Here is a 20,937-nt window from a genome sequence, read left to right on the forward strand (position 1 = left end):
GCCGAACCGGTGCCCCGTCTTCGACATGAAAGAGATTGCCACATGAAGTCACTCGTTCTCGCCGCAGGTTTCGCAACGCTGATGGGCGGCGCCGCTTTTGCGCAGACCACCGCTCCCGCCGACACGGGCACGAGCGCAGCGCCCGCCGCTGCGACCGCGACGACGACCCCCGCGACCGCCGCGGCCGGCGGCCCGTTCTACACGGTGCAGGCGCCGGCGGCCGGCCAGATGCCGATGAGCCATCTTGCCAGCGATCTCGACGATCGTGACGTCTACGGCGCTAACAACGAAGACATCGGGGAGATCGAGGACTTCGTGATCAACACCGACGGCACGATCGCCGCCGTGGTGATCGAAGTCGGCGGCTTCCTCGGCATCGGCGAGAAGGACGTTCTCGTGAACTTCAGCGAGCTGCAGTTTGCGATGGACGGCAACAAGATGCGGATCAACGCGCCGAACCTGACGCGCGAGGCGCTGACCTCGGCGCCCGACACGGATCTCGACGCGCTGTTCCCCGATCACGACTGATCGCGAAGCGCCCATGCGAGGCCCGCACCGGAAACGGTGCGGGCCTTTTTCGTTTCAGGCCGCCGGCACCCAATCGCGCGGACGGAACCCCGGCAGCGCCTCGATGCGCGCGAGCCAGGTACGCACGGCCGGACGGGCCGTGAGGTCGAACCCGCCTTCCGTCGCCGTGGCGGTGTAGGGATAGAGGGCGATGTCGGCGACCGTCGGCTGGTCGCCGCCGAAGAACGGACGGGCGGCAAGGTGCGCTTCCATCACGTCGAGGGCGCGGTCGCCGTTGGCCAGGAGCAGCGCCATGCGCTCGGGCGTCGCGAAGGGCGCGCGCTCGGGATAGACCGTGAGGGAACGGCGCACCGCGACCGTGACCTCGTGCGCGTTCTGCTCGAAGAACATCCAGCGCAGGGTGGACGCGCGCTCGAACGGATCGGCGGGAACGAAAGGCGTGGCTTCTCCGAGATAGACGAGGATGGCGTTCGATTCCGCCAGGACGCGCTCGTCCTCAAGCTCCAAAAGCGGGAGCTGGCCGGCCGGGTTGCGCGCGAGAAAGGCGGGTGTGCGCGTCGAGCCGTCGCGGGATGAAACCTCGTTGTGGCGGAAGGGGCGGCCGAGGAGGGCCAACAGAAGGCGCGGCTTGTAGCAGTTGCCGCTGTCGAGCATGCCGTGGATCGTGATCATCGATAAGGGTCTCCCTGGGTTCGCTCGGCAAGAGGTGACGTGAGCCGCGGTTCGGCGCCAATTCCAAATCGGAAACCCTTCCATCAAATGTCTTGATGAAACGGGGCGCCAATTCGTCTTGCGCTGCAACCGACCCGAGACTAGGGTCCGCCGATTTTTGCCGGCGGCGGGTTCGGCAGGGGTCGATCGCTCGATGTGATACCCGCCGTTGTCCCAAGCCCGGAGCCCGTCTCATGGCCTTTCTTGCCGCTTCCCTGGACCGTGTGAAGCCGTCCGCCACGATCGCCGTGTCGCAAAAGGCGCGCGAGCTGAAAGCGCAGGGGATGGACGTCATTGGCCTTGGCGCCGGCGAGCCGGACTTCGACACGCCCGACAACATCAAGCAGGCGGCGGTGGACGCCATCGCGCGCGGCGAAACCAAGTACACCCCGATCTCCGGCATCCCGCAGCTGCGCGACGCAATCTCGAAGAAGTTCAAGCGCGAGAACGGTCTGGACTACAAGCCGGAGCAGACGATCGTCTCGACGGGGGGCAAGCACGTCCTGTTCAACGCGTTCATGGCGACGCTGAACCCCGGCGACGAGGTGATCATCCCCGCGCCCTACTGGGTGAGCTACCCCGAGATGGTCTCGCTGTGCGGCGGCACGCCGGTGGTGGTGGAAACGCGGCAGGAGGACAATTTCAAGCTGACGGCGGAGGCGCTGGAGCGCGCGATCACGCCGCGCACCAAGTGGTTCCTGTTCAACTCGCCCTCCAACCCGAGCGGCGCGGCCTACAGCCATGCCGAACTGAAAAGCCTGACCGACGTGCTCTTGGCGCACGAGCATGTCTGGGTGATGACCGACGACATGTACGAGCATCTCGTCTACGGCGACTTCACCTTCGTGACGCCGGTCCAGGTCGAGCCGGCCCTTTATGATCGCACGATCACGATCAACGGCGTTTCGAAGGCCTATGCAATGACCGGCTGGCGCATCGGCTATGCCGGCGGGCCCCTGAAGCTGATCAAGGCGATGGACATGATCCAGGGCCAGCAGACGTCCGGCGCCTGCTCGATCGCCCAGTGGGCGGCGGTGGAGGCCCTGAACGGCACCCAGGACTTCATCCCGAAGAACCGCGCCGTGTTCGAGAAGCGCCGCGACCTCGTCGTCTCCATGCTGAACCAGGCGAGCGGCATCGAGTGCCCGTCGCCGGAAGGCGCGTTCTACGTCTACCCCTCCGTGAAGGGGACGATCGGCGCGAAGACGCAAAAGGGCCAGGTGATCGCGACGGACGAGGATTTCGTCACTGCGCTTCTGGAGCAGGAAGGGGTGGCGGTCGTTCACGGATCGGCCTTCGGCCTCGGCCCCAACTTCCGCCTGAGCTACGCCACCTCGGACGAACTTCTGGAAGAGGCCTGCAACCGCATCCAGCGCTTCTGCGGTAGCCTGCAGCGCTGAGCGCTGGACACGGACGAAGACCGGGCGGCGGAGCGATCCGCTGCCTTTTTTCATGTGCGAGGTCGGGGAATAGGCAAGAAAAAAGCCGGGCTCACGAAGAACCCGGCCGAAAAATAAGGGGCTTTCGAAAAAGCAAACCCTTGGGAGGAAACGGCCGGGAGCGATGCAGCTTGGGAGGAGGTAAGCCCACCGCGACCCGACTGCGTTTAGTTATAAGCGATCGACGGCCCACGACCATCCCGCTTTCGGCATGTCTGCCATGCGCAAGGCGCATGCAACTTCGAAGGGTGCTTAGGGGGCGGTCAGTAGGACCAGGTGCGCGCCTTGCCGATCAGGAAGTCGCGGAAGACCTTGAGCTTGGCCGCATCGCGCAACTGCTCGGGATAGCAGAGATAGGTGTCGAAGGATGCGAGATCGAGGTCGGGCAGGACCTGGACCAGCTTGGTGTCCTTGTCGATCATGTAGTCCGGCAGCAGGGCGAGGCCGATGCCGCGCTCGATGGCGGACTTCATCGCCATCAGGTTGTTGATCTGCAGGATCGGCGCCCGGCTCTGGCCTTCCGGCAGGCCGGCTGTTTCCAGCGCGTTGAGGTTGCGCAGGTAGTTCGGCGCCGGCTCGCCGAAGGTGATGATGCGGTGGCGCTCGAGATCGTCGGTGCTCTCCGGGGTGCCGTAGCGCGCGAGATAGGCGGGCGCGGCATAGACGTGGAGATGCACGGTGAAGAGGCGGCGCTGGATGAGATCCGGCTGCTGCGGCTGGCGCAGGCGGATCGCCGCGTCCGCCTTGCGCATGGTGAGGTCGATCTCCTCGTTGTCGAACACGAGCTGGAGTTCGAGCTCGGGGTAGAGCTCCAGGAACTCCTGCGCGCGCTGCGTCAGCCAGCCGGAGCCGAGGCCGACCGTGGTGGTGACGCGCAGCTTGCCGGACGGCTTCTCTCGCGTCTCGGTGAGCTGCATGCGCACGTTTTCGAGGCGCTTCAGGACGTCCGTCGCGGTCTGGTAGAGGAGTTCGCCCGGCTCCGACAGGACGAGGCCGCGCGCATGGCGGTGGAAGAGGGGGGCGCCGATCTCGTGTTCCAGCGCCGCCACCTGCCGCGAGATCGCGGACTGGGACAGATTCAGGACGTTGGCGGCATGGGTGAAGGACCCGGCTTCGGCGGCTGCGTGAAAGATCCGCAGCTTGTCCCAGTCGAGCGCCATGACGTTTGTGCCTCCCCCGAAGCGATCCCGATGCGGATGATTATTCGGCAGCCTGCCGCTGCACGTCGGCAGCCTGCGCCGTCAGCCAGCGCTCGGCCTCGAGCGCGGCCATGCAGCCGAGACCGGCCGCCGTCACCGCCTGGCGATACACGTCGTCCGCCACGTCGCCGGCGGCGAAGACGCCCTCGACCGACGTGCGCGTCGAGCCGGGCTCGACCCACAGGTAGTCGCCGTCCTTCTTGCGCAGCTGGTCGCCGAAGACGTCCGTGGCCGGCGCGTGGCCGATGGCGATGAAGACGCCGTGTGCCTCCACATCCGACAGCGTGCCGGTGGTACGGTCGCGCAGACGAACGCCGGTGACCGACTTCATCGGCGCGGTCTGGCCGAGAACTTCGGCGACCTCCGAGTTCCAGACGACGGAAACGTTGTCCTTGGCGAAGAGGCGGTTCTGCAGGATCCGCTCGGCGCGGAAACCCTCGCGGCGGTGGACCACGGTGACGGACTTGGCGATGTTGGACAGATACAGCGCTTCCTCGACCGCGGTGTTGCCGCCGCCGACCACCACCACGTCCTTGCCGCGATAGAAGAAGCCGTCGCAGGTGGCGCAGGCGGACACGCCGAAGCCCTGGAAGGCGGCTTCCGATTCAAGACCCAGCCAACGCGCCTGCGCGCCCGTGGCGATGATCACCGCGTCCGCCGTGTAGACCGTGCCGCTGTCGCCGGTAAAGCGAAAGGGACGGCGCGACAGGTCGGCCTCGACGATCAGATCGGCGGCCATCTCGGCGCCGACGTTCAGCGCCTGCTGCTTCATCTCTTCCATCAGGAAGGGACCGCCGATCGGATCGCGGTAGCCCGGATAGTTCTCGACGTCCGACGTAATCGTCAGCTGGCCGCCTTCCTGGAGGCCGGCGACGAGGAGGGGCTTCATCATGGCACGCGCGGCATAGATCGCGGCGGTGTAGCCGGCCGGGCCGGAGCCGATGACGAGGATTTCCGCGTGGCGCTGGGTCATGACGAACCTTGAACTCCGATACCGAACCGCACATGGGCTTGGGGTCCATCTGCTTCAATAGAGGAGAGCGGGGGAGCCGACAACACGATCTGTTGCCGGCCTGCAACGGTTCCCCATCGATCGGCGGAAGGGGTGGACGCGATTCGGGCGGCTGGATATGGTCGCCGTCCTTTCAGCGATGCGTTTCAGAAGGAGGCCGCATGATCGATCCCGCGATGTCGCTCCTTCCCGCCGGATTGTGGCCTCTTCCGCCTTCGGCTTGAGCCGACCGGCCGCCTGATCCGCCTCGCCGAGCCGTTTCGGCTCTCTACCATCCCGTTCCGACGTGCCGCCGCGAGCTTGTCAGAGCTTTCGCGCGGGTGAGGACGGCGTTCGTCGCCGTATCGATTCCATGACCCAAGACATTCGCGTGGATCGCCTCGGCGCGATCCGCAGGACCCTACGTTTCACCTTCGCCAACTGGCGCGCGGAGCGGCCCCTGGCGTTTTCCGTCGGCGCCCTGATCACCACGGCGACGCTCGCCGATATCCTGATCCCGTTCTATGCCGGGCGGCTGGTGGATGCGCTGGGCACGCGAGCCCAAGGTCTCGGCCCCGCACTGGAGGCGCTGTTCGCCATGGCGGCGCTCGGGCTCGTCTTCGTGGCCTCGCGTCACTTCGCTTGGGCGAGCATCGTGCCGATGACGCTGCGCATCATGCGCCGCGTCGGCGAAAGCGCGTTCGGCCGCGTCCAGCACTTCTCCGCCAACTGGCACGCCAACAGCTTTTCCGGCTCGGTGGTGCGCCAGATCACGCGGGGCATGTGGTCGCTCGATCTCCTACACGACATCCTGCTTCTGGCGCTTTTGCCCTCGCTGGTGGTGCTGGTCGGCACCGTGGCGTTGCTCGGCTGGCAATGGCCTGCGATGGGGCTCGCCATGGCGCTCGGCGCCGCGCTGCATGTGGCGATGACGGTGACGCTGTCGGTGCGCTGGGTGGCGCCGACGGCTCAAGCCTCCAACCGGATGGACACGCGCGTCGGCGGCGTGATCGCCGATGCGCTGGCCTGCAACGGCGTCGTCAAGGCGTTCGGGGCGGAGGCGCGCGAAGAGGCTCGGCTGAGCACCGCGCTGGCCGACTGGCAGGTCGCCACGCGGCGCACCTGGATGCGCGGCACCTGGGTCGGCACGATCCAGACCGCGATCCTTTGGACGATCCGCATCGGCATCGCCGGCATGGCCGTCTGGCTCTGGCATCGGGGCCAAGCCTCGGCCGGCGACGTCACCTATATCCTCACCACCTATTTCGTGGTGCACGGGTATCTGCGCGACATCGGCATGCATGTCAGCAATCTCCAGCGCTCGGTCAACGAGCTCGAGGAACTCGTCGATCTCTACGACGAGGTGCCCGAAATCCGCGACCGGCCGGGCGCTCCTGCAATCGCGGCTGGGCCGGGCGGGATCCGCTTCGAGAACGTGCGCTTCCACTACGGGGCGCATGCCGCGCCGCTCTACGAGAACTTGTCCGTCGCCATTCCGGCCGGGCAGCGCGTCGGGCTGGTCGGCCCGTCGGGCTCGGGCAAGACGACCTTCGTCAAGCTCCTGCAGCGTCTGCACGAGGTGAACTACGGGCGTATTCTGGTGGACGGGCAGGATATCGGCGAGGTGACGCAAGCCTCGCTGCGTCGCCGGATCGCGATCGTTCCGCAGGAGTCGATCCTGTTCCACCGCTCGCTTGCCGACAACATCGCCTATGGCCGGCCGGACGCGACGCGGGCGGAGATCGAGGCGGCCGCAAGGCTTGCCCATGCCGACGCCTTCATCGAGCGGCTGGGGGAGGGCTACGACACGCTGGTCGGCGAACGCGGGGTGAAACTGTCCGGCGGTGAGCGGCAGCGCGTCGCGCTGGCGCGCGCGTTCCTCGCGGACGCGCCGATCCTCGTCCTCGACGAGGCGACCTCGGCGCTGGATTCCCAATCCGAGCGCCTGATCCAGGACGCGACGGAACGGCTGATGGGCGGGCGCACCGCGCTCGTCATCGCCCACCGCCTGTCCACGGTGCGCGCGCTCGACCGGATCCTCGTCTTCGACCGGGGTCGGATCGTCGAGGACGGGGCGCCGGGCGAGCTGATGCTGCGCTCGGGCGGGCTCTACCGGGCGCTGGTCGAGCAGCAGTCGGCGGGCATGATCGGCGGGTAGCCGAAAACGGAATGCGGGCGGACTTGTCTCCCCCGCATTCCCGACCTTAGAAGCATCACACAAGCCGGCCAGGGTGCGGCGCTCGAACGGGCCGGGGGCCGCCATCGTCAGAACCATCAGCCATGTCGCCGCGATCTTCGGCCTCGTCCTGTCGGGCGCCATGCTCCTGCCGGCGCTGGTGGACCTGTCGGACGGCAACCGCGACTGGATCGTGTTCGTGGGAACCGGGACCACGGTCGCGGCGATCTGCTCCCTCGTCGCGGTGGCCACGAGGGGGGCGGGCGTGCGCCCGACGCCGCGCTTCGGCTTCCTGTTGGTCACGACGATCTGGCTCGTGTCCGTCTTCGTCGGCACGCTGCCTTTGTATTTCGCCGAAACCGAGCTGAGCTTCGCGGCCGCCGTGTTCGAGTCCATGTCGGGCCTGACGACCACGGGCGCGACCGTGATCTCGGGGCTCGACGCCCTGCCGCGCGGCCTTCTCCTCTGGCGGTCGCTTCTCAACTTCCTCGGCGGCATCGGCATCGTCGGCATGGCGATCCTGATCCTGCCCTCGCTGCGCGTCGGGGGCCTCGCCCTGTTCAAGCTCGAAAGCTCGGACCGGTCCGGCAAGCTCCTGCCGCGCGTCAGCCAGCTGGCGGCAGGCATCGTCGCGATCTATGGCGCGATGACGCTCCTTTGCGCGCTTCTCTACTTCGCGCTCGGCATGAGCCTCTTCGACGCGGTCAACCACGCGATGTCGACGCTCGCCACGGGCGGTTTCTCGACCCACGACGAAAGCATCGGCTTCTTCGAAAGCGATGCGATCCTCATGGTCGCGACCGTGTTCATGATCGCGGGATCGCTGCCCTTCGTTCTGTTCATCCGCTTCTTCCTACCCCGGCGCTTCCAGCGCTGGCGCGATCCGCAGGTGACGCTGTTCCTCGTCCTATGCCTCGTCCTGTCGTTGGTCTTGGCGGCGACGCGCGTCGTGATCAACGAGGTGCCGATCGGCGAGGCGCTGATCTCGGCGACGTTCAACCTCGTTTCCGTCATCACCACGACCGGCTTCGTGTCGGAGGATTTCACGCTCTGGTCGAACGCGGCGATCGGTATCTTCTTCCTCGCCATGTTCATCGGCGGCTGCGCGGGATCGACGGCCGGCGGCATCAAGGTCAACCGCATCATCATCCTCTACGAGCTGGTACGGGCGAGCTTCGGGCAGGTGATCCGGCCCCATTCGGTGCAGCGGCTGAAGTACGGGCGCGACGACATCTCGATCGAGACGATCCAGAGCGTCACGATCTTCATCTTCCTGTTCTTCCTGTCGCTTCTCGTCGGCACCACGGTCCTGTCCATGTGCGGGCTGGAGCTTCTGACCGCCTTCTCGGCCTCGCTGACGGCGGTCGGCAATGTGGGGCCCGGATTCGGGCCGGCGGTCGGGCCGGCCGGCAACTTCTCCTCCGTCTCCGATCCCGCGCTCTGGATCCTGTCCTTCCTGATGCTGATCGGGCGCCTGGAGATCGTCACCGTTCTCGTGATCCTGTCGCCCGGCTTCTGGAGGGACTGATGCGCGCCGTCTTCATCAACCTCGACCGCGCCACGGAGCGCCGCGCCTTCATGGAGCGTCAGGGCGAGCGGCTCGGCCTCGCGCTGGAGCGCGTGCGCGCGGTGGAGACCGGGGACATCATGCCCGAGGACGAGGTGCGGCTGAACGGGCGCTGGGAGCGACCTTTAAGCGGGGCAGAGCTCGGCTGCTTCCTGTCGCACTATCGGCTGTGGCGCGAAATTGCGGCTGGCTCCGGCTCGGCGCTGGTTCTGGAGGACGATGCGGTTCTCTCGAAGCGGCTCGGGACCGCCCTGCCGAAGCTTGCCGCGTTCGAAGGGGCCGAGTTCCTGAACCTCGAAAGTTTCGACCGGCGTCGATTCGTGGCGAGACGAGCGCTCGATCTCGCGAACGGACTCGCGGTGCGCCGTGTCTACCGCGACAAGTCGGGATCTGCCGGATATCTTCTGTGGCCGGCCGGCGCGCGAAAGCTGCTCGCACGGGCCGAGCGGGGCGCTGCGCCCGTCGATGCCTTCCTGCATGGGCTGGATGCGTTGTGCTCCTGGCAGGCGGAGCCGGCGCTGGTGATGCAGGCGCACATCCTGGAAATGCGGGGACGGCGCTCCGGCATCGACCCCGCGACGTCGATCCAGGCGGGGCGGGCGCCCACGTCCTTGACGATCGGGAACCTGCCGTTTCTCGTCCGGCGCCTCGGCGCGCAAGTGCGCCTTGCGCGATATCAGCTGATGCGGCTCGGCGGCGTGGTCTATGAGCGCACGCCAGTGGTGGACGAGGATTTCCCGCCGGACCAGAGCCGGTCGTAGACGGCGATGATCTCGTCGGCCTCGCGGGCGAGCGGGAACTCGGCCATCGCCTTGCGAAGGGCGGCCTCGGCCGCGAGGTGGCGCTGGGGCTCGTTCTCCATCATCGCTTCGACGGCGGCTGTCAGCGCGGCGAGATCGTTCGGCGTGACGACCGCGCCCGTGCCGTCCGTCACGACGCCCGCGAAAACGCCGACATCGGCGGCCACCACCGGCACGCCGGCGGACATGGCTTCCAGCGGCGTCAGGCCGAAACCCTCCCAGCGCTGCGGCGCGACGAAAAGGTCGAGCGCCTGGTACCAGCGCTCGATATCGGTGTGCTCGCCAACGAACAGGATGCGATCCGACAGACCGGCGCTTGCAACCTTGCGCTTCAGATCGGCTTCGAAACCCTGATGCTCGGCGGTCGCGCGCCCGGCGACGATCGCCTGCCAGCCGGGATGGTGGGGGAGAAGGGCGATCATCGCGTCGACGAAGAGGTCGGTGCCCTTCTGGTGCCGCACCCGGCCGAAGCAGCCGGCCGTGCGTCGTGCCGGATCAAGGCCGAGGTCTTGTCGTGCGGTCTCGGTGCCCTTGGGGTGCGGACGAAAACGCGTCTGGTCGATCCCGTGGTGGATTACCGTGTGGGGCACCGCGAGATAGGCGCCCGTGTGTGCCGAGGTGGCGATCACGGCATCCATCCGGCAGATCAGCCAGCGCGTGTAGCCGGTGTGGCGGCGCTGCGAGGCGGAGGTGAAGACGAGGCGCAGCGGCATATGGAGGACGTCGCGCAGGAGGATGCCCGGCAGCATCTCGACGTTGCGCCGCGCGTGCCAGATGCGGAACGGCCGGCCCGAGGGCTTGCGCCAGAGCTTCGGAAGATCGCGAAAGCGGAGCCTAGGCAGGTGCGCGGGAAGGCCGGGGCCGAAGGCGCGCACGGCTAAGCGCTTATTCTGCTCGGGAACGAGCTGAATGATCGTCGAGGTCACGCCGGAAAGGCGCCGCTTGAAGTTCGGCGCGACGACGAGGATGTCCGAGATGGTCAAACCCCTTCGACTTCGGAAGGAGGGGCCATGAAGGGCAGTCCCTCGTAGATCTGCCTCAGCCAGATCATCGGCATCGCTTCGCCGAGGGCCAGTGCGATCGCGCCGTCCAGAACATCATCCTGCGCCTTGAAACGATGTTCACCGTCGCGGAGCCAAATGCTGACACGTGCTTCCGACTGCGAAACGCAGATGTACTGGTGAATGGATGAGACGGCTTCGTAGTCGCGAAGCTTGCGGGTTTGATCGTACCAGCCGGTGGACTGGGAAAGGACTTCAAAGACGATGCGGGGATCGGATGCATCGTGCGATGCGGGGTCGAACCGACCACAGTCGATGGTCACGTCGGGGTAGCGCAGGTTGCCTGTCGAGGGGATTGGAATGCGAAGGTCCGATCCGCTGGGGCGGCACGGCGTACCGCGAAGGAACGGGCGAAGCACCGCCACGAGATTGGCGGCGATCAGAGCATGGGCCTGCGTTCCACCGGCCATGAGAAGCGCTTCGCCATCCACGAGTTCGTAGCGTCGATCCTGCCCGCGTTCCCAATCCAGGAACTCGGGCAGGCTCCAGCCTTCTCGTTTTGCGTGGCTCAACGCTCCCCCCTTTACGCCCAGCGAAGCTCCAGGATCTCGTAGGAGCGCGCGCCGCCGGGAGCAGCGACTTCCACCGTGTCGCCTTCGGCCTTGCCGATCAGGGCGCGGGCGATGGGGGAGGAGATCGAGATGCGGCCCTTCTTCACGTCGGCTTCCTGGTCGCCGACGATCTGGTAGACCTTCTCCTCCTCGGTGTCCTCGTCCACGAGTTTGACGGTGGCGCCGAACTTGATGCGGTCGCCCGACAGCTTCGTCACGTCGATCACCTCGGCGCGGGCCGTCAGGTCCTCGAGCTCGGAGATGCGGCCCTCGTTGAGGCTCTGCGCCTCCTTGGCGGAGTGGTATTCGGCATTTTCCGAAAGGTCACCGTGCGCGCGCGCTTCCGAGATCGCCTCGACGATCCGCGGACGCTCCTCCTGCTGACGGCGGCGAAGCTCCTCCTTCAGGGATTCGAAGCCGGCACTCGTCATCGGGACCTTTTCCATGCCCTCAACCCTCGCTGTCACGGCACCCGGCAGAGAAGCCGGATGCTCTTGTCGCCTATCCCGCGCCGCACAAAACCGGACGCCGGACGTAAGAAGGGCCGGACCCCAGCAAGGGGACCAGCCGGAACGATATCGATAGGCCGGAGATGCCGGGAAGCGAACGAACGCTCCCCGGAAAATCAGGCTGCCGAGAAGTAGGATTGCAGGGACCGAACTTCAAGGCTGCCGGCCTTCAGGGCCGCGATCGCCTCGGCAGCCGCCTCCATGCCCGCCAGCGTCGTATAGTACGGCACCTTGTGCATCAGCGCGGCGCGCCGCAGCGAGCGCGAGTCGGACAGAGCCTTGGCGCCCTCGGTCGTGTTGAGGACGATCTGGACCTGCCGGTTGCGGATAGCATCCTCGATATGCGGACGCCCTTCAAGCACCTTGTTGACCTTCTGCGCCTCTACGCCGTGGTCGGCGAGGAAGCGTTGCGTGCCCTCGGTCGCCGAGATGCGGAAGCCGAGTTCGGCCATGCGCTGGACGGTCGGCAGCATCTTCGTCTTGTCGGCGTCGCGCACCGAGACGAACAACGTCCCGTCGCGCGGCAGGTCCACCGAGGCGCCGAGCTGAGACTTGGCGAAGGACAGGGCGTAGTTCGTGTCGAGGCCCATGACCTCGCCGGTGGAGCGCATCTCGGGGCCGAGCAGCGTATCGACGCCGGGGAAGCGGGCGAAGGGGAAGACCGCTTCCTTGACGGCGATGTGTTGCAAGTTCTTCACGTCCGGCTTGCCGCCATAGGCCGCGAAGGCCGCGTCCAGCGTTTCGCCCGCCATGATGCGCGCGGCGATCTTGGCGACCGGCGAGCCGATCGTCTTCGCTACGAACGGCACGGTGCGCGAAGCGCGCGGGTTCACCTCGAGAACGTAGATCTCGCCCTCCTTGATCGCGAACTGGACGTTCATCAGACCACCGACCTTCAAGGCGAGGGCCATGTCGCGGGTCTGGCGCTCCAACTCGTCGGTGATCTCGCGGCTCAGCGAGTGGACGGGTAGCGAGCAGGCGCTGTCGCCGGAATGGATGCCCGCTTCCTCGATATGCTCCATGATGCCGGCGACGAACGTGTTCGTGCCGTCCGACAGGCAGTCCACGTCGACCTCGGTCGCGTCCGACAGGTAGCTGTCGATCAGAACCGGCGACTTGCCGGAGACGACGACCGCTTCCTTCATGTAGCGCTCGAACTGCGCGTCGCCGCGCACGATCTCCATGGCGCGCCCGCCCAGTACGTAGGAGGGGCGGATCACGACGGGATAGCCGATGCGCTCAACAATGGTGCGCGCTTCCTCGACGGAGCGGGCGATGCCGTTGTTCGGCTGGCGCAGGTTCAGATCGTGCAGGAGCTTCTGAAAGCGGTCGCGGTCCTCGGCGAGATCGATCGCGTCCGGGCTGGTTCCCAGAATCGGGATGCCCGCCTCTTCCAGTGCCTCGGCGAGCTTCAGCGGCGTCTGGCCGCCGAACTGGACGATGACGCCGTGCAGCGTGCCCTTCGACTTCTCGACGCGCAGGATCTCGAGCACGTCCTCGGCCGTCAGCGGTTCGAAGTAGAGGCGGTCGGACGTGTCGTAATCGGTCGAGACCGTTTCGGGATTGCAGTTGACCATGATGGCTTCGAGGCCGGCGTCGCGCAGGGCGAAGGCCGCATGGCAGCAACAATAGTCGAACTCGATGCCCTGGCCGATCCGGTTCGGGCCGCCGCCGAGGATGACGACCTTCTTCGCGTCGGACACACCGGCTTCCGAGCGCACCTCGCCCGCGAAGGGTCGCTCGTAGGTCGAGTACATGTAGGGCGTCGGCGAGGCGAACTCGGCGGCGCAGGTGTCGATGCGCTTGAAGACGGGATGGACTTCGAGGCGCTCGCGCAAGGCCTTGACCTCGGCCTCGGACTGGCGGGAAAGCTTGGCGAGGCGCGCGTCGGAAAAGCCGACGGACTTCAGGAAGCGTAGGTTGTCGGCATCGGTGGGAAGGCCGTGCTCCTTGACGCGCGCTTCCAGGTCGATGATCGCCTGGAAGCGGTCGATGAACCAGGGGTCGATCTTGGAGGAGCGGTGCACCTGCTCCTTGGAGGCGCCTTCGCGCAGAGCCTGGGCGACCATGCGCAGGCGATCGGGCGTCGGCGTGCCGAGTGCGGCGCGGATGGCGTTCTTATCGTCGCCTTCGCCAAGGCCGGGGATCTCGATCTCGTCGAGCCCGTCGAGGCCGGTTTCGAGGCCCCGCAGCGCCTTTTGAAGCGACTCCTCGAAAGTCCGTCCGATCGCCATGACCTCGCCCACCGACTTCATGGCGGTGGTGAGCACCGGCGAGGCGCCGGGGAACTTCTCGAAGGCGAAGCGCGGGATCTTGGTGACGACGTAGTCGATCGTCGGCTCGAACGAGGCCGGGGTGGCGCCGCCGGTGATGTCGTTCTTGAGTTCGTCCAGCGTGTAGCCGACGGCGAGCTTGGCGGCGATCTTGGCGATCGGGAAGCCGGTCGCCTTGGAGGCAAGCGCGGAGGAGCGCGACACGCGCGGGTTCATCTCGATCACGACGAGGCGGCCGTTCTCGGGATTGACCGCGAACTGGACGTTGGAGCCGCCGGTTTCCACCCCGATCTCGCGTAAGACCGCGATCGAGGCGTTGCGCATGACCTGATATTCCTTGTCGGTCAGCGTCAGCGCCGGCGCGACGGTGATGGAATCGCCGGTGTGGACGCCCATCGGATCGACGTTCTCGATGGAACAGACGATGATGCAGTTGTCGGCGCGATCGCGCACGACCTCCATCTCGTATTCCTTCCAGCCGAGCACCGATTCTTCGATCAGCACCTCGGTGGTCGGCGAGGCGTCGAGGCCGCCCTCGATGATCTCGAAGAATTCCGAGCGGTTGTAGGCGATGCCGCCGCCCGTGCCGCCCATGGTGAAGGAGGGGCGGATGATGGCGGGCAGCCCGACATGCTCTAGGGCTTCCGCCGCCGCGCCCATGGCGCGCGCCATGTAGCGCTGCTTGCGGTCGGTCTCGCCGAGGTTCCACTCGGTTTCCAGCGCGGCCAGCGCCTCGTCGCGCTGCACGCCCGCTTCCGTCGTGCGGATCGTCTCGGCGCGCCTTTCCTCGTGGGCGAGGCGGTCGGCGCCCTTGGCTTCCGTCGCGTTGGCGAGATAGCTCTTCGGCGTCTCCAGGCCGATCTTGGCCATCGCCTCGCGGAACAGGGCGCGGTCCTCGGCCTTGTCGATGGCGGTCGCGTCCGCGCCGATCATCTCGACGTCGTACTTGTCGAGAACGCCCATACGCTTGAGGGAGAGGGCGGTGTTCAGCGCGGTCTGGCCGCCCATGGTCGGCAGGATCGCGTCGGGGCGCTCCTTGGCGATGATCTTGGCGACGACTTCCGGCGTGATCGGCTCGATATAGGTGGCGTCGGCGAGATCGGGATCGGTCATGATCGTCGCCGGGTTGGAGTTGACGAGGACGATCCGGTAGCCCTCGTCGCGCAACGCCTTGCAGGCCTGCGTGCCGGAATAGTCGAACTCGCAGGCCTGCCCGATGATGATGGGGCCGGCGCCGACGATCAGGATGGATTTGATGTCGTCGCGTCTGGGCATGGGGCGGGTCCGTTGTGTCTGTTGCGCCGAAGGCCTCGGCCGCCGATGAGGGCGGACAAGGTTGAGGGCAGTCTCGAAGGCAGGCTAGAAGCGGCTTATAGGGGAGGGCGTTGCCGGACGGAAGCCGTCTTTTGGTCTTCCCCTAAAGCTTGGTTCAGGATCCTAGATAGCCGAGGCTCGGCTCCAGGCGCTCGAAGGTCGCATCCATCGCATAGGCCTGCGACAGGAACGGGATCGAGACGTGGCCGAAGCGGATGGCCAGCTGCGCCTCGGCGACCTCCTCGCCGGTGTGCAGCACATGCGCCATGTAGAGCGCGACGGCGAGCCCCGTGCGGTCCGATCCCGAGCGGCAATGGATCAGGACGGGACCCTTGGCGCTATCGGCCACCTCGTAGAAGCGCCGGACCATGTCGTCCGTCAGCTCGCGGCCGGCCGACCACGACAGATCGACATAGTTCACGCCGTCCCTCAGCGCCGCCTCGCGCTCGCGGTCGTACCATTCGACGCCGCCCTGCGGCCCGCGCAGGTTGATCACAGTGCGGATGTGCTCGCGGCCGAGGAGGGCTGCGAAGTCCGGCGAGGCCAGCGTGCCCGAACGGTACAGGACGCCCGGCACGACCGTATGAGCGTTGCCGTTCCATTGCAGCCCCGCATACCAGGCGCCGACACCGAGGAAGGGGAGAAGGGCGAGGAGCCGGCGGCGGGGCAAGCGGCGCACGAGACGCAACCTTTCGAACGAGGACGCTGGCTAAGCGATCAGGCGGCCTTTTGGCCGCGATGCTCGTCGATCATCTCGAAGAAGCGGGCGAAGAGATAGTGCGAGTCCTGGGGACCGGGCGAGGCTTCCGGATGGTGCTGAACGGAGAACACCGGCGCGCCCTTGACGCGCAGCCCGCAATTGGTCCCGTCGAAGAGCGAGACGTGGGTTTCCTCGACGCTGTCGGGCAGCGAATGGGCGGCCACCGCGAAACCATGGTTCATCGAGACGATCTCGACCTTACCGGTGGTGAAGTCCTTCACCGGGTGGTTGGCGCCGTGGTGACCCTGATGCATCTTCTCGGTCGTGCCGCCGAGCGCCAGCGCCAGGAGCTGATGGCCGAGGCAGATGCCGAACATCGGAACGCCGGACTTCGACAGCTCGCGGATCACCGGCACCGTGTATTCGCCGGTCGCCGCCGGATCGCCCGGGCCGTTGGACAGGAAGATGCCGTCCGGTGAATGCTTGAGGACGTCGTCGGCGCTCGCGGTCGGGGGGGCGATCACGACGCGCGCGCCGTGGCCCGACATCAGGCGCAGGATGTTGCGCTTGGCGCCGTAGTCGATCGCGACGATCGTGTAGGCGGGCTCGGAACCGGCGTGGTAGCCCTTGTTCCAGGCCCAGGGTCCTTCCACCCAGGCTTCCTCGCGCTTGGAGGCGGCGTCCTTGGCGAGATCGAGGCCGACGAGCCCGCTCCAGCCGGCGGCCTTCGCGCGCAGCGCCTCGATGTCGAAGACGCCGTCCGGGTTGTGGGCGATCACCGCGTTCGGCATGCCTTTTTCGCGGATCAGCGCGGTAAGGGCGCGGGTGTCGACACCCGAAAGCGCCACGACGCCGCGCCGCTTCAGCCAAGCGTCGAGGCCGCCGGCCGAGCGGTAGTTCGATGGGGCCGAAACCTCGGCGCGGAAGATCGCGCCCACCGCACCGACATTGTTGTCCGGGACGAGGTCTTCGATGTCTTCGTCGTTGGCGCCGACATTGCCGATATGGGGAAAGGTGAAGGTGACGATCTGGCGGGCATAGGACGGGTCGGTCAGGATCTCCTGGTAGCCGGTCAGCGAGGTGTTGAAGCACACTTCGCCCAGCGCCTCGCCGACCGCGCCGATACCGTCGCCCTCGATCACGGTGCCGTCCGCCAGCACGAGCAGGGCCGTGGGCTTTCTCTGCGTCCAGGCGTCGCTCATCGTCTCGTCACTCCGTTCGGGATCCATCGGGGGCCAGCGGCCGCGCCCTTTGGAGCGTCCATATCGCGCCGATGGAACGCGGACGCAACCCCGCATCGACGCATGCCTGTGGAGCATGGGACGCATGCGCTTGCAAAACGGGTGCGCCGTCATTAATCCTTCGTCAACTTCCGCCGCAGGCCTTCAAGAACAGACATGTTCCGCCGGCGGCGAAGACGGATCGTGATCGTTATCCACTGGATTGTGCAGGACGCACCGGGCCGAGCCACTACCGGCCACTTCGGATTCACCCATCTTCCCACAAGCTGACACGGCTAGCCTCGTTCCTTCTTGGACGGGAGCCGAGCCGCGCTCGAACCCTTCGCGGGGTCGCGGCGGCAAGACGAACAGGACGAGTTGGAATGCGCGAAGAGATCGCAGATGCATTGCAGGCGGCGACGGTCAACGGCGACAAACGGCGGATCGCGACGCTTCGGCTGGTCGCGGCGGCCCTGAAGGACAAGGAAGCGGCCTGCCGCGAGGCCGGCAAGCCGCTGCCGGGCGGCGGCGACATGACGCCGCTTCTCCAGTGCATGATCCGGCACCGCGAGGAAGCCGCCTTCGCCCTGGAGGGCCAGGGGCGCCGCGAGGAAGCCGGCGCCGAACGCGCGGTGGCCGAGATGGTCCGCGAACTCCTGCCGGCGCCCGTTTCCGTCGGCGAGATCGAGGCGGCGTGCCGGCAGATCGTCAGCGATACCGGCTCCAAGGGCCTGCGCGACGTCGGCCGTTGCATGAACGCGCTGAAGGAGCGCTACCAGGACAAGCTCAACATGATCGAGGCCGGCAGCGTGATGCGCGCCCTTCTCAGCTGAACGCCCGGCGCCTTTCCCATTCGGCCTTGTCGAGGCGGAAGCATTGCCACGGCGTCGGCGTGCCCGCGAGATCGAGGACCGCATCGTAGACGTGGCGCGCGCCGAGCTTGGCGGTCGCCTTCTGCGAGCGGATGTTGCTCGGGGCGATGTGGAACCAGACCGCGTCGAAGCTCGCAAACGCGTGGGTCAGCATCAGGGTCTTGAGTTCGCGGTTGGTGGCGCCGCCCCAGTGCGACCGATCGAGGAACGTGAAGCCGATCGAGATCGCATCGGGCTGATCGGGGGCGACGTAGTAGCGCGAGCAGCCGATGATCCGCCCTGCCGCCCGGTCCTCCACTGCCAGCGTGCCGCCGAGGGCGACGAGCTGGCGGAAATAGGGCTCGAAGTTCTCCCGCTTGTAGCGCTCCGTCGCGGGATGGCCGGCCCAGGTGAGGGGGTCGGAAGCCGCCGCATGGAGGGCGTCGAGATCGCCCGATACCAGCGGGCGGAGGTCGAGTGTCGGGCCGACAAGGGTCGGCTGGTCGTCGAAGCCGGTGGGCATGGGTTACGCGCCGCCCTTCTCGGCCATCTCGCGCGCCGTCGCCTCGTGATAGCGGATCACCTCGCGCACCACGAAGGCGAGATACTTCTCGGCGAAGTCCGGGTCGAGCTGGGCGGCACCGGCCAGTTCGCGCAGGCGCGCCACCTGCCGCTTCTCGCGCGCCGGATCGGCAGGGGGCAGGTCGTGCTCGGCCTTCAGGACGCCGACGCGCTGCGTGCAGCGGAAGCGCTCGGCCAACATGTGGATGATCGCGGCGTCGATATTGTCGATCGAATCCCGAAGGGACTTCAGTTCGGGCAGGATCGGGGCGGTCTGGTCCATGAGGCGGCTCTGGGCTTTTGCGCGTTGCGGGTCGCATCTCGATAGGCTTCCCCAAGCGATCCGTCAAAAGCCGCCTTGCCCTGTGGATGGAGGTGGACAAGCCCCGTCCGCGCATGAAAACTGTGGCATTCGGGCTCCGGGATGACGATATCACCCGTATGCGCTTTCCTCCGCAATTTCTCGACGACATCCGCGACCGTATCCCGATCTCCGACGTGATCGGGCGGCGCGTGACGTGGGACCGGCGCAAGACGCAGTCCGCGAAGGGCGACTGGTGGGCGTGCTGCCCGTTCCACGGCGAAAAGTCGCCCTCGTTCCACTGCGAGGACGCCAAGGGGCGCTACCACTGTTTCGGCTGCGGCGTGTCGGGCGACCATTTCCGCTTCCTGACCGAGTTGGAGGGCATGAGCTTTCCTGAGGCCGTGGAGCGGTTGGCCGGCGAGGCGGGCCTGCCGATGCCCGCGCGCGATCGCGAGGAGGAAAAGCGCGAGGAAACCCGCGCGACGCTTCTCGACGCGCTGCGCCTTTCCGCCGAGTTCTTCCGCCAGACCCTGCAGGAGGCGGACGGAGCGAAAGCGCGAGCCTATCTTCGCGATCGCGGCATCAACCCGATCGTCCAGAAGACGTTCGGCCTTGGCTTCGCGCCCGACAGCCGCAACCGCCTGAAGGAGTTCCTGGCGGGCAGGGGGGTCGGACGCGCTGAGATCGAGGGGGCCGGCCTCGTCGTGCATGGCGAGGGGATCGCCGTGTCCTACGACCGGTTCCGCGACCGGGTGATGTTTCCCATCCTCGACGTGCGCGAGCGGCCGATCGCCTTCGGCGGACGGGCGATGGCCGCCGGCGTTCCCGCCAAGTACCTGAACTCTCCGGAAACCGAGGTCTTCCACAAGGGTCAGGTCCTGTTCAACCTCGCCTCCGCCCGGCGCGCGGCCAAGGCGACCGGGACGCTGGTGGTCGCCGAAGGCTACATGGACGTGATCGCGCTCCATCAGGCGGGGTTCGAGCATGCCGTCGCCCCGCTCGGCACGGCGCTGACGGAGCGCCAGCTCGACCTTCTGTGGCGCACGGTTCCCGAGCCGATCCTGTGCTTCGACGGCGATGCGGCGGGGCTCAAGGCGGCCAACCGCGCGGCCGAACTCGCCCTGCCGCTGATCCGGCCGGGACGCTCCCTGCGCTTCGCGCTCCTGCCGGAGGGCAAGGACCCCGACGATCTCGTGCGCGACACGGGAGCGGACGCGATGAAGGGTGTTCTGGAGCGCGCCCGCCCGCTCGCCGATCTTCTCTGGATGCGCGAAACGGCGGCGGGCAATTTCGACACGCCCGAACGCCGGGCCGAGCTGGAGCAGCGCCTGAAAGGCCTGATGCGCCAGATCGGCGACGAAAACGTGCGCCGGCACTACCTGCAGGACATCGACGAGCGCCTGTCGGCCTATTTCGGCCCGGCGCCGTCGTTCTCCAAGGGCGGCAACCGCGACAACTGGCGCCGGGGGGACAACCGGCAGGGCGGGGGCGGGCGCCGTTCGGGCGCGCCGGGTGCCGGGCGCCGCTCGCCGGTGTCCGACCGTCTGGCGCGCACCTCGCTGATGGGCGGGGTCGACACCAAGGCCGCGCCGATGCGCGAGATGTCGATCCTCGTCGGCTTCGTGAACCACCCGCTTCTCCTGCGCGAGGCCTTCGATTATTTCGCCGATCTGGAACTGACGAGCCCGGAGCTGGAGCGCCTGCGCTCGGCGGTGATCGACGTCCATGCCGACGGCCATCAGCATACGCGCGAGGACATTCTGGCCGAGCTCGACCGGCGCATGCTCCTCCCGTTCTTCCAGGGCTGCGAGATGAAGCTGCAAGGGGTGCGGCTGTGGAGTTTTCTCAGCCCCGCCGCGCTGGAGGATGCGCGCGAGGCGGTGCGTCAGGCACTTCACTTGCAGCACCGCCATCTCTCACTACATAGGGAACTCCGAGCGGCAGAAGCTGCGCTCGGTACGGACGGCGACGAGCTCGCGCATGCCCAGCTGGTCGAGATCCATCGGGAAATCAACAATTTGGCGGGAACCGAGGCGCTGATAGACGGGTTTGGCCTGCTGTCGGGTCGTCCCGCCAAGGGTATCTGAGTTGCAACCGGGCTTTTCTCGCGATGCGAAACGGCTCGGCGGTTCGCTGGAATAATTCTGCCAAAGGACGTCAAGCCCTTGACTTCGCGGCAGGA

18 protein-coding genes are annotated in these 20,937 nt (G+C 66.9%); 7 read left to right on the plus strand and 11 right to left on the minus strand.

The window, feature by feature from the left end; all coding sequences use genetic code 11:
- The first annotated feature begins 42 nt into the window (after nucleotides 1-42).
- Nucleotides 43-528 (plus strand): PRC-barrel domain-containing protein, encoded by a 486-nt coding sequence (locus H7A85_RS08610; protein ID WP_182085503.1) that lies wholly within the window; start codon nucleotides 43-45, stop codon nucleotides 526-528.
- A gap of 54 nt (nucleotides 529-582) precedes the next feature.
- Here the strand turns inward: H7A85_RS08610 and H7A85_RS08615 are convergent, their stop codons facing one another.
- On the minus strand, nucleotides 583-1,200 hold the full coding sequence (locus H7A85_RS08615) for a glutathione S-transferase family protein (protein WP_182085504.1): 618 nt from the start codon (nucleotides 1,198-1,200) through the stop codon (nucleotides 583-585).
- A gap of 233 nt (nucleotides 1,201-1,433) precedes the next feature.
- Between H7A85_RS08615 and H7A85_RS08620 the strand changes: the two genes are divergently transcribed.
- Nucleotides 1,434-2,639 carry a pyridoxal phosphate-dependent aminotransferase gene (locus H7A85_RS08620; protein WP_182085505.1) on the plus strand — a complete coding sequence of 402 codons (1,206 nt, stop codon included), beginning with the start codon at nucleotides 1,434-1,436 and terminating at the stop codon, nucleotides 2,637-2,639.
- Between the two features lie 302 nt (nucleotides 2,640-2,941).
- Here H7A85_RS08620 and H7A85_RS08625 read toward each other — a convergent pair whose 3' ends face one another.
- Together H7A85_RS08625 and trxB are read right to left on the minus strand one after the other, a co-directional pair.
- Nucleotides 2,942-3,838 (minus strand): LysR family transcriptional regulator, encoded by an 897-nt coding sequence (locus H7A85_RS08625; protein ID WP_182085506.1) that lies wholly within the window; start codon nucleotides 3,836-3,838, stop codon nucleotides 2,942-2,944.
- A gap of 40 nt (nucleotides 3,839-3,878) precedes the next feature.
- Nucleotides 3,879-4,850, minus strand: coding sequence for a thioredoxin-disulfide reductase (gene trxB / locus H7A85_RS08630; RefSeq protein ID WP_182085507.1), 972 nt, complete (start codon nucleotides 4,848-4,850; stop codon nucleotides 3,879-3,881).
- Nucleotides 4,851-5,241: 391 nt separating this feature from the next.
- Between trxB and H7A85_RS08635 the strand changes: the two genes are divergently transcribed.
- From H7A85_RS08635 to H7A85_RS08645, 3 genes are all read left to right on the plus strand, one after another.
- Nucleotides 5,242-7,026 carry an ABC transporter ATP-binding protein gene (locus tag H7A85_RS08635; RefSeq protein WP_182085508.1) on the plus strand — a complete coding sequence of 595 codons (1,785 nt, stop codon included), beginning with the start codon at nucleotides 5,242-5,244 and terminating at the stop codon, nucleotides 7,024-7,026.
- A 148-nt stretch (nucleotides 7,027-7,174) separates the two neighbouring features.
- The gene (locus H7A85_RS08640) at nucleotides 7,175-8,572 is read left to right on the plus strand and encodes a TrkH family potassium uptake protein (protein WP_182085555.1); all 1,398 of its coding nucleotides are present in this window, start codon (nucleotides 7,175-7,177) and stop codon (nucleotides 8,570-8,572) included.
- Complete coding sequence (locus H7A85_RS08645; protein WP_182085509.1) at nucleotides 8,572-9,372, plus strand: glycosyltransferase family 25 protein; 801 nt, start codon at nucleotides 8,572-8,574, stop codon at nucleotides 9,370-9,372. Before H7A85_RS08640 ends, H7A85_RS08645 begins: the two co-directional genes overlap by 1 nt.
- On the opposite strand, the gene H7A85_RS08650 is transcribed toward H7A85_RS08645, so the two are convergent.
- From H7A85_RS08650 to carA, 6 genes are all read right to left on the minus strand, one after another.
- Nucleotides 9,315-10,394, minus strand: coding sequence for a glycosyltransferase family 4 protein (locus H7A85_RS08650; RefSeq protein WP_182085510.1), 1,080 nt, complete (start codon nucleotides 10,392-10,394; stop codon nucleotides 9,315-9,317). The genes H7A85_RS08645 and H7A85_RS08650 overlap by 58 nt on opposite strands.
- Nucleotides 10,391-10,984, minus strand: a complete 594-nt coding sequence (locus H7A85_RS08655) for a Uma2 family endonuclease (protein WP_182085511.1) — start codon at nucleotides 10,982-10,984, stop codon at nucleotides 10,391-10,393. The genes H7A85_RS08650 and H7A85_RS08655 overlap by 4 nt, the downstream gene beginning before the upstream one ends.
- Nucleotides 10,985-10,995: 11 nt before the next feature.
- On the minus strand, nucleotides 10,996-11,469 hold the full coding sequence (gene greA, locus H7A85_RS08660; RefSeq protein ID WP_182085512.1) for a transcription elongation factor GreA: 474 nt from the start codon (nucleotides 11,467-11,469) through the stop codon (nucleotides 10,996-10,998).
- Nucleotides 11,470-11,648: 179 nt separating this feature from the next.
- Nucleotides 11,649-15,080 carry a carbamoyl-phosphate synthase large subunit gene (carB, locus tag H7A85_RS08665; RefSeq protein WP_182085513.1) on the minus strand — a complete coding sequence of 1,144 codons (3,432 nt, stop codon included), beginning with the start codon at nucleotides 15,078-15,080 and terminating at the stop codon, nucleotides 11,649-11,651.
- A gap of 154 nt (nucleotides 15,081-15,234) precedes the next feature.
- A complete protein-coding gene (locus H7A85_RS08670) occupies nucleotides 15,235-15,798 on the minus strand; it encodes a tyrosine-protein phosphatase (RefSeq protein ID WP_182085514.1) in 564 nt (187 codons plus the stop codon).
- A 38-nt stretch (nucleotides 15,799-15,836) separates the two neighbouring features.
- Nucleotides 15,837-17,021 carry a glutamine-hydrolyzing carbamoyl-phosphate synthase small subunit gene (gene carA / locus H7A85_RS08675; protein ID WP_182085515.1) on the minus strand — a complete coding sequence of 395 codons (1,185 nt, stop codon included), beginning with the start codon at nucleotides 17,019-17,021 and terminating at the stop codon, nucleotides 15,837-15,839.
- Nucleotides 17,022-17,422: 401 nt separating this feature from the next.
- Between carA and H7A85_RS08680 the strand changes: the two genes are divergently transcribed.
- The gene (locus H7A85_RS08680; protein WP_182085516.1) at nucleotides 17,423-17,872 is read left to right on the plus strand and encodes a GatB/YqeY domain-containing protein; all 450 of its coding nucleotides are present in this window, start codon (nucleotides 17,423-17,425) and stop codon (nucleotides 17,870-17,872) included.
- Here H7A85_RS08680 and H7A85_RS08685 read toward each other — a convergent pair.
- Both H7A85_RS08685 and H7A85_RS08690 read right to left on the minus strand, forming a co-directional pair.
- Nucleotides 17,865-18,413, minus strand: a complete 549-nt coding sequence (locus tag H7A85_RS08685) for a GNAT family N-acetyltransferase (RefSeq protein WP_210270233.1) — start codon at nucleotides 18,411-18,413, stop codon at nucleotides 17,865-17,867. The two genes, H7A85_RS08680 and H7A85_RS08685, sit on opposite strands and share 8 nt — an antisense overlap.
- 3 nt (nucleotides 18,414-18,416) lie before the next feature.
- Nucleotides 18,417-18,734, minus strand: coding sequence for a chorismate mutase (locus tag H7A85_RS08690; protein WP_182085517.1), 318 nt, complete (start codon nucleotides 18,732-18,734; stop codon nucleotides 18,417-18,419).
- Between the two features lie 158 nt (nucleotides 18,735-18,892).
- On the opposite strand from H7A85_RS08690, the gene dnaG reads away from it, so the two are divergent.
- Nucleotides 18,893-20,842: a DNA primase gene (gene dnaG / locus H7A85_RS08695; protein ID WP_182085518.1), complete on the plus strand. Its 1,950-nt coding sequence runs from the start codon at nucleotides 18,893-18,895 to the stop codon at nucleotides 20,840-20,842.
- Nucleotides 20,843-20,937: the final 95 nt, after the last annotated feature.

Source organism: Aureimonas sp. ME7 (genome assembly GCF_903970965.1).
GTDB lineage: Bacteria > Pseudomonadota > Alphaproteobacteria > Rhizobiales > Rhizobiaceae > Aureimonas.

Bases quoted from the DNA above. Each gene is read 5' to 3' on its own strand.
- carA (WP_182085515.1), bottom strand. From the start codon at position 17,021: ATGAGCGACGCCTGGACGCAGAGAAAGCCCACGGCCCTGCTCGTGCTG.
- greA (WP_182085512.1), bottom strand. From the start codon at position 11,469: ATGGAAAAGGTCCCGATGACGAGTGCCGGCTTCGAATCCCTGAAGGAG.
- H7A85_RS08645 (WP_182085509.1), top strand. From the start codon at position 8,572: ATGCGCGCCGTCTTCATCAACCTCGACCGCGCCACGGAGCGCCGCGCC.
- H7A85_RS08680 (WP_182085516.1), top strand. From the start codon at position 17,423: ATGCGCGAAGAGATCGCAGATGCATTGCAGGCGGCGACGGTCAACGGC.
- carB (WP_182085513.1), bottom strand. From the start codon at position 15,080: ATGCCCAGACGCGACGACATCAAATCCATCCTGATCGTCGGCGCCGGC.
- H7A85_RS08615 (WP_182085504.1), bottom strand. From the start codon at position 1,200: ATGATCACGATCCACGGCATGCTCGACAGCGGCAACTGCTACAAGCCG.
- H7A85_RS08620 (WP_182085505.1), top strand. From the start codon at position 1,434: ATGGCCTTTCTTGCCGCTTCCCTGGACCGTGTGAAGCCGTCCGCCACG.
- H7A85_RS08625 (WP_182085506.1), bottom strand. From the start codon at position 3,838: ATGGCGCTCGACTGGGACAAGCTGCGGATCTTTCACGCAGCCGCCGAA.
- dnaG (WP_182085518.1), top strand. From the start codon at position 18,893: ATGCGCTTTCCTCCGCAATTTCTCGACGACATCCGCGACCGTATCCCG.
- H7A85_RS08685 (WP_210270233.1), bottom strand. From the start codon at position 18,413: ATGCCCACCGGCTTCGACGACCAGCCGACCCTTGTCGGCCCGACACTC.
- H7A85_RS08690 (WP_182085517.1), bottom strand. From the start codon at position 18,734: ATGGACCAGACCGCCCCGATCCTGCCCGAACTGAAGTCCCTTCGGGAT.
- H7A85_RS08635 (WP_182085508.1), top strand. From the start codon at position 5,242: ATGACCCAAGACATTCGCGTGGATCGCCTCGGCGCGATCCGCAGGACC.
- trxB (WP_182085507.1), bottom strand. From the start codon at position 4,850: ATGACCCAGCGCCACGCGGAAATCCTCGTCATCGGCTCCGGCCCGGCC.
- H7A85_RS08610 (WP_182085503.1), top strand. From the start codon at position 43: ATGAAGTCACTCGTTCTCGCCGCAGGTTTCGCAACGCTGATGGGCGGC.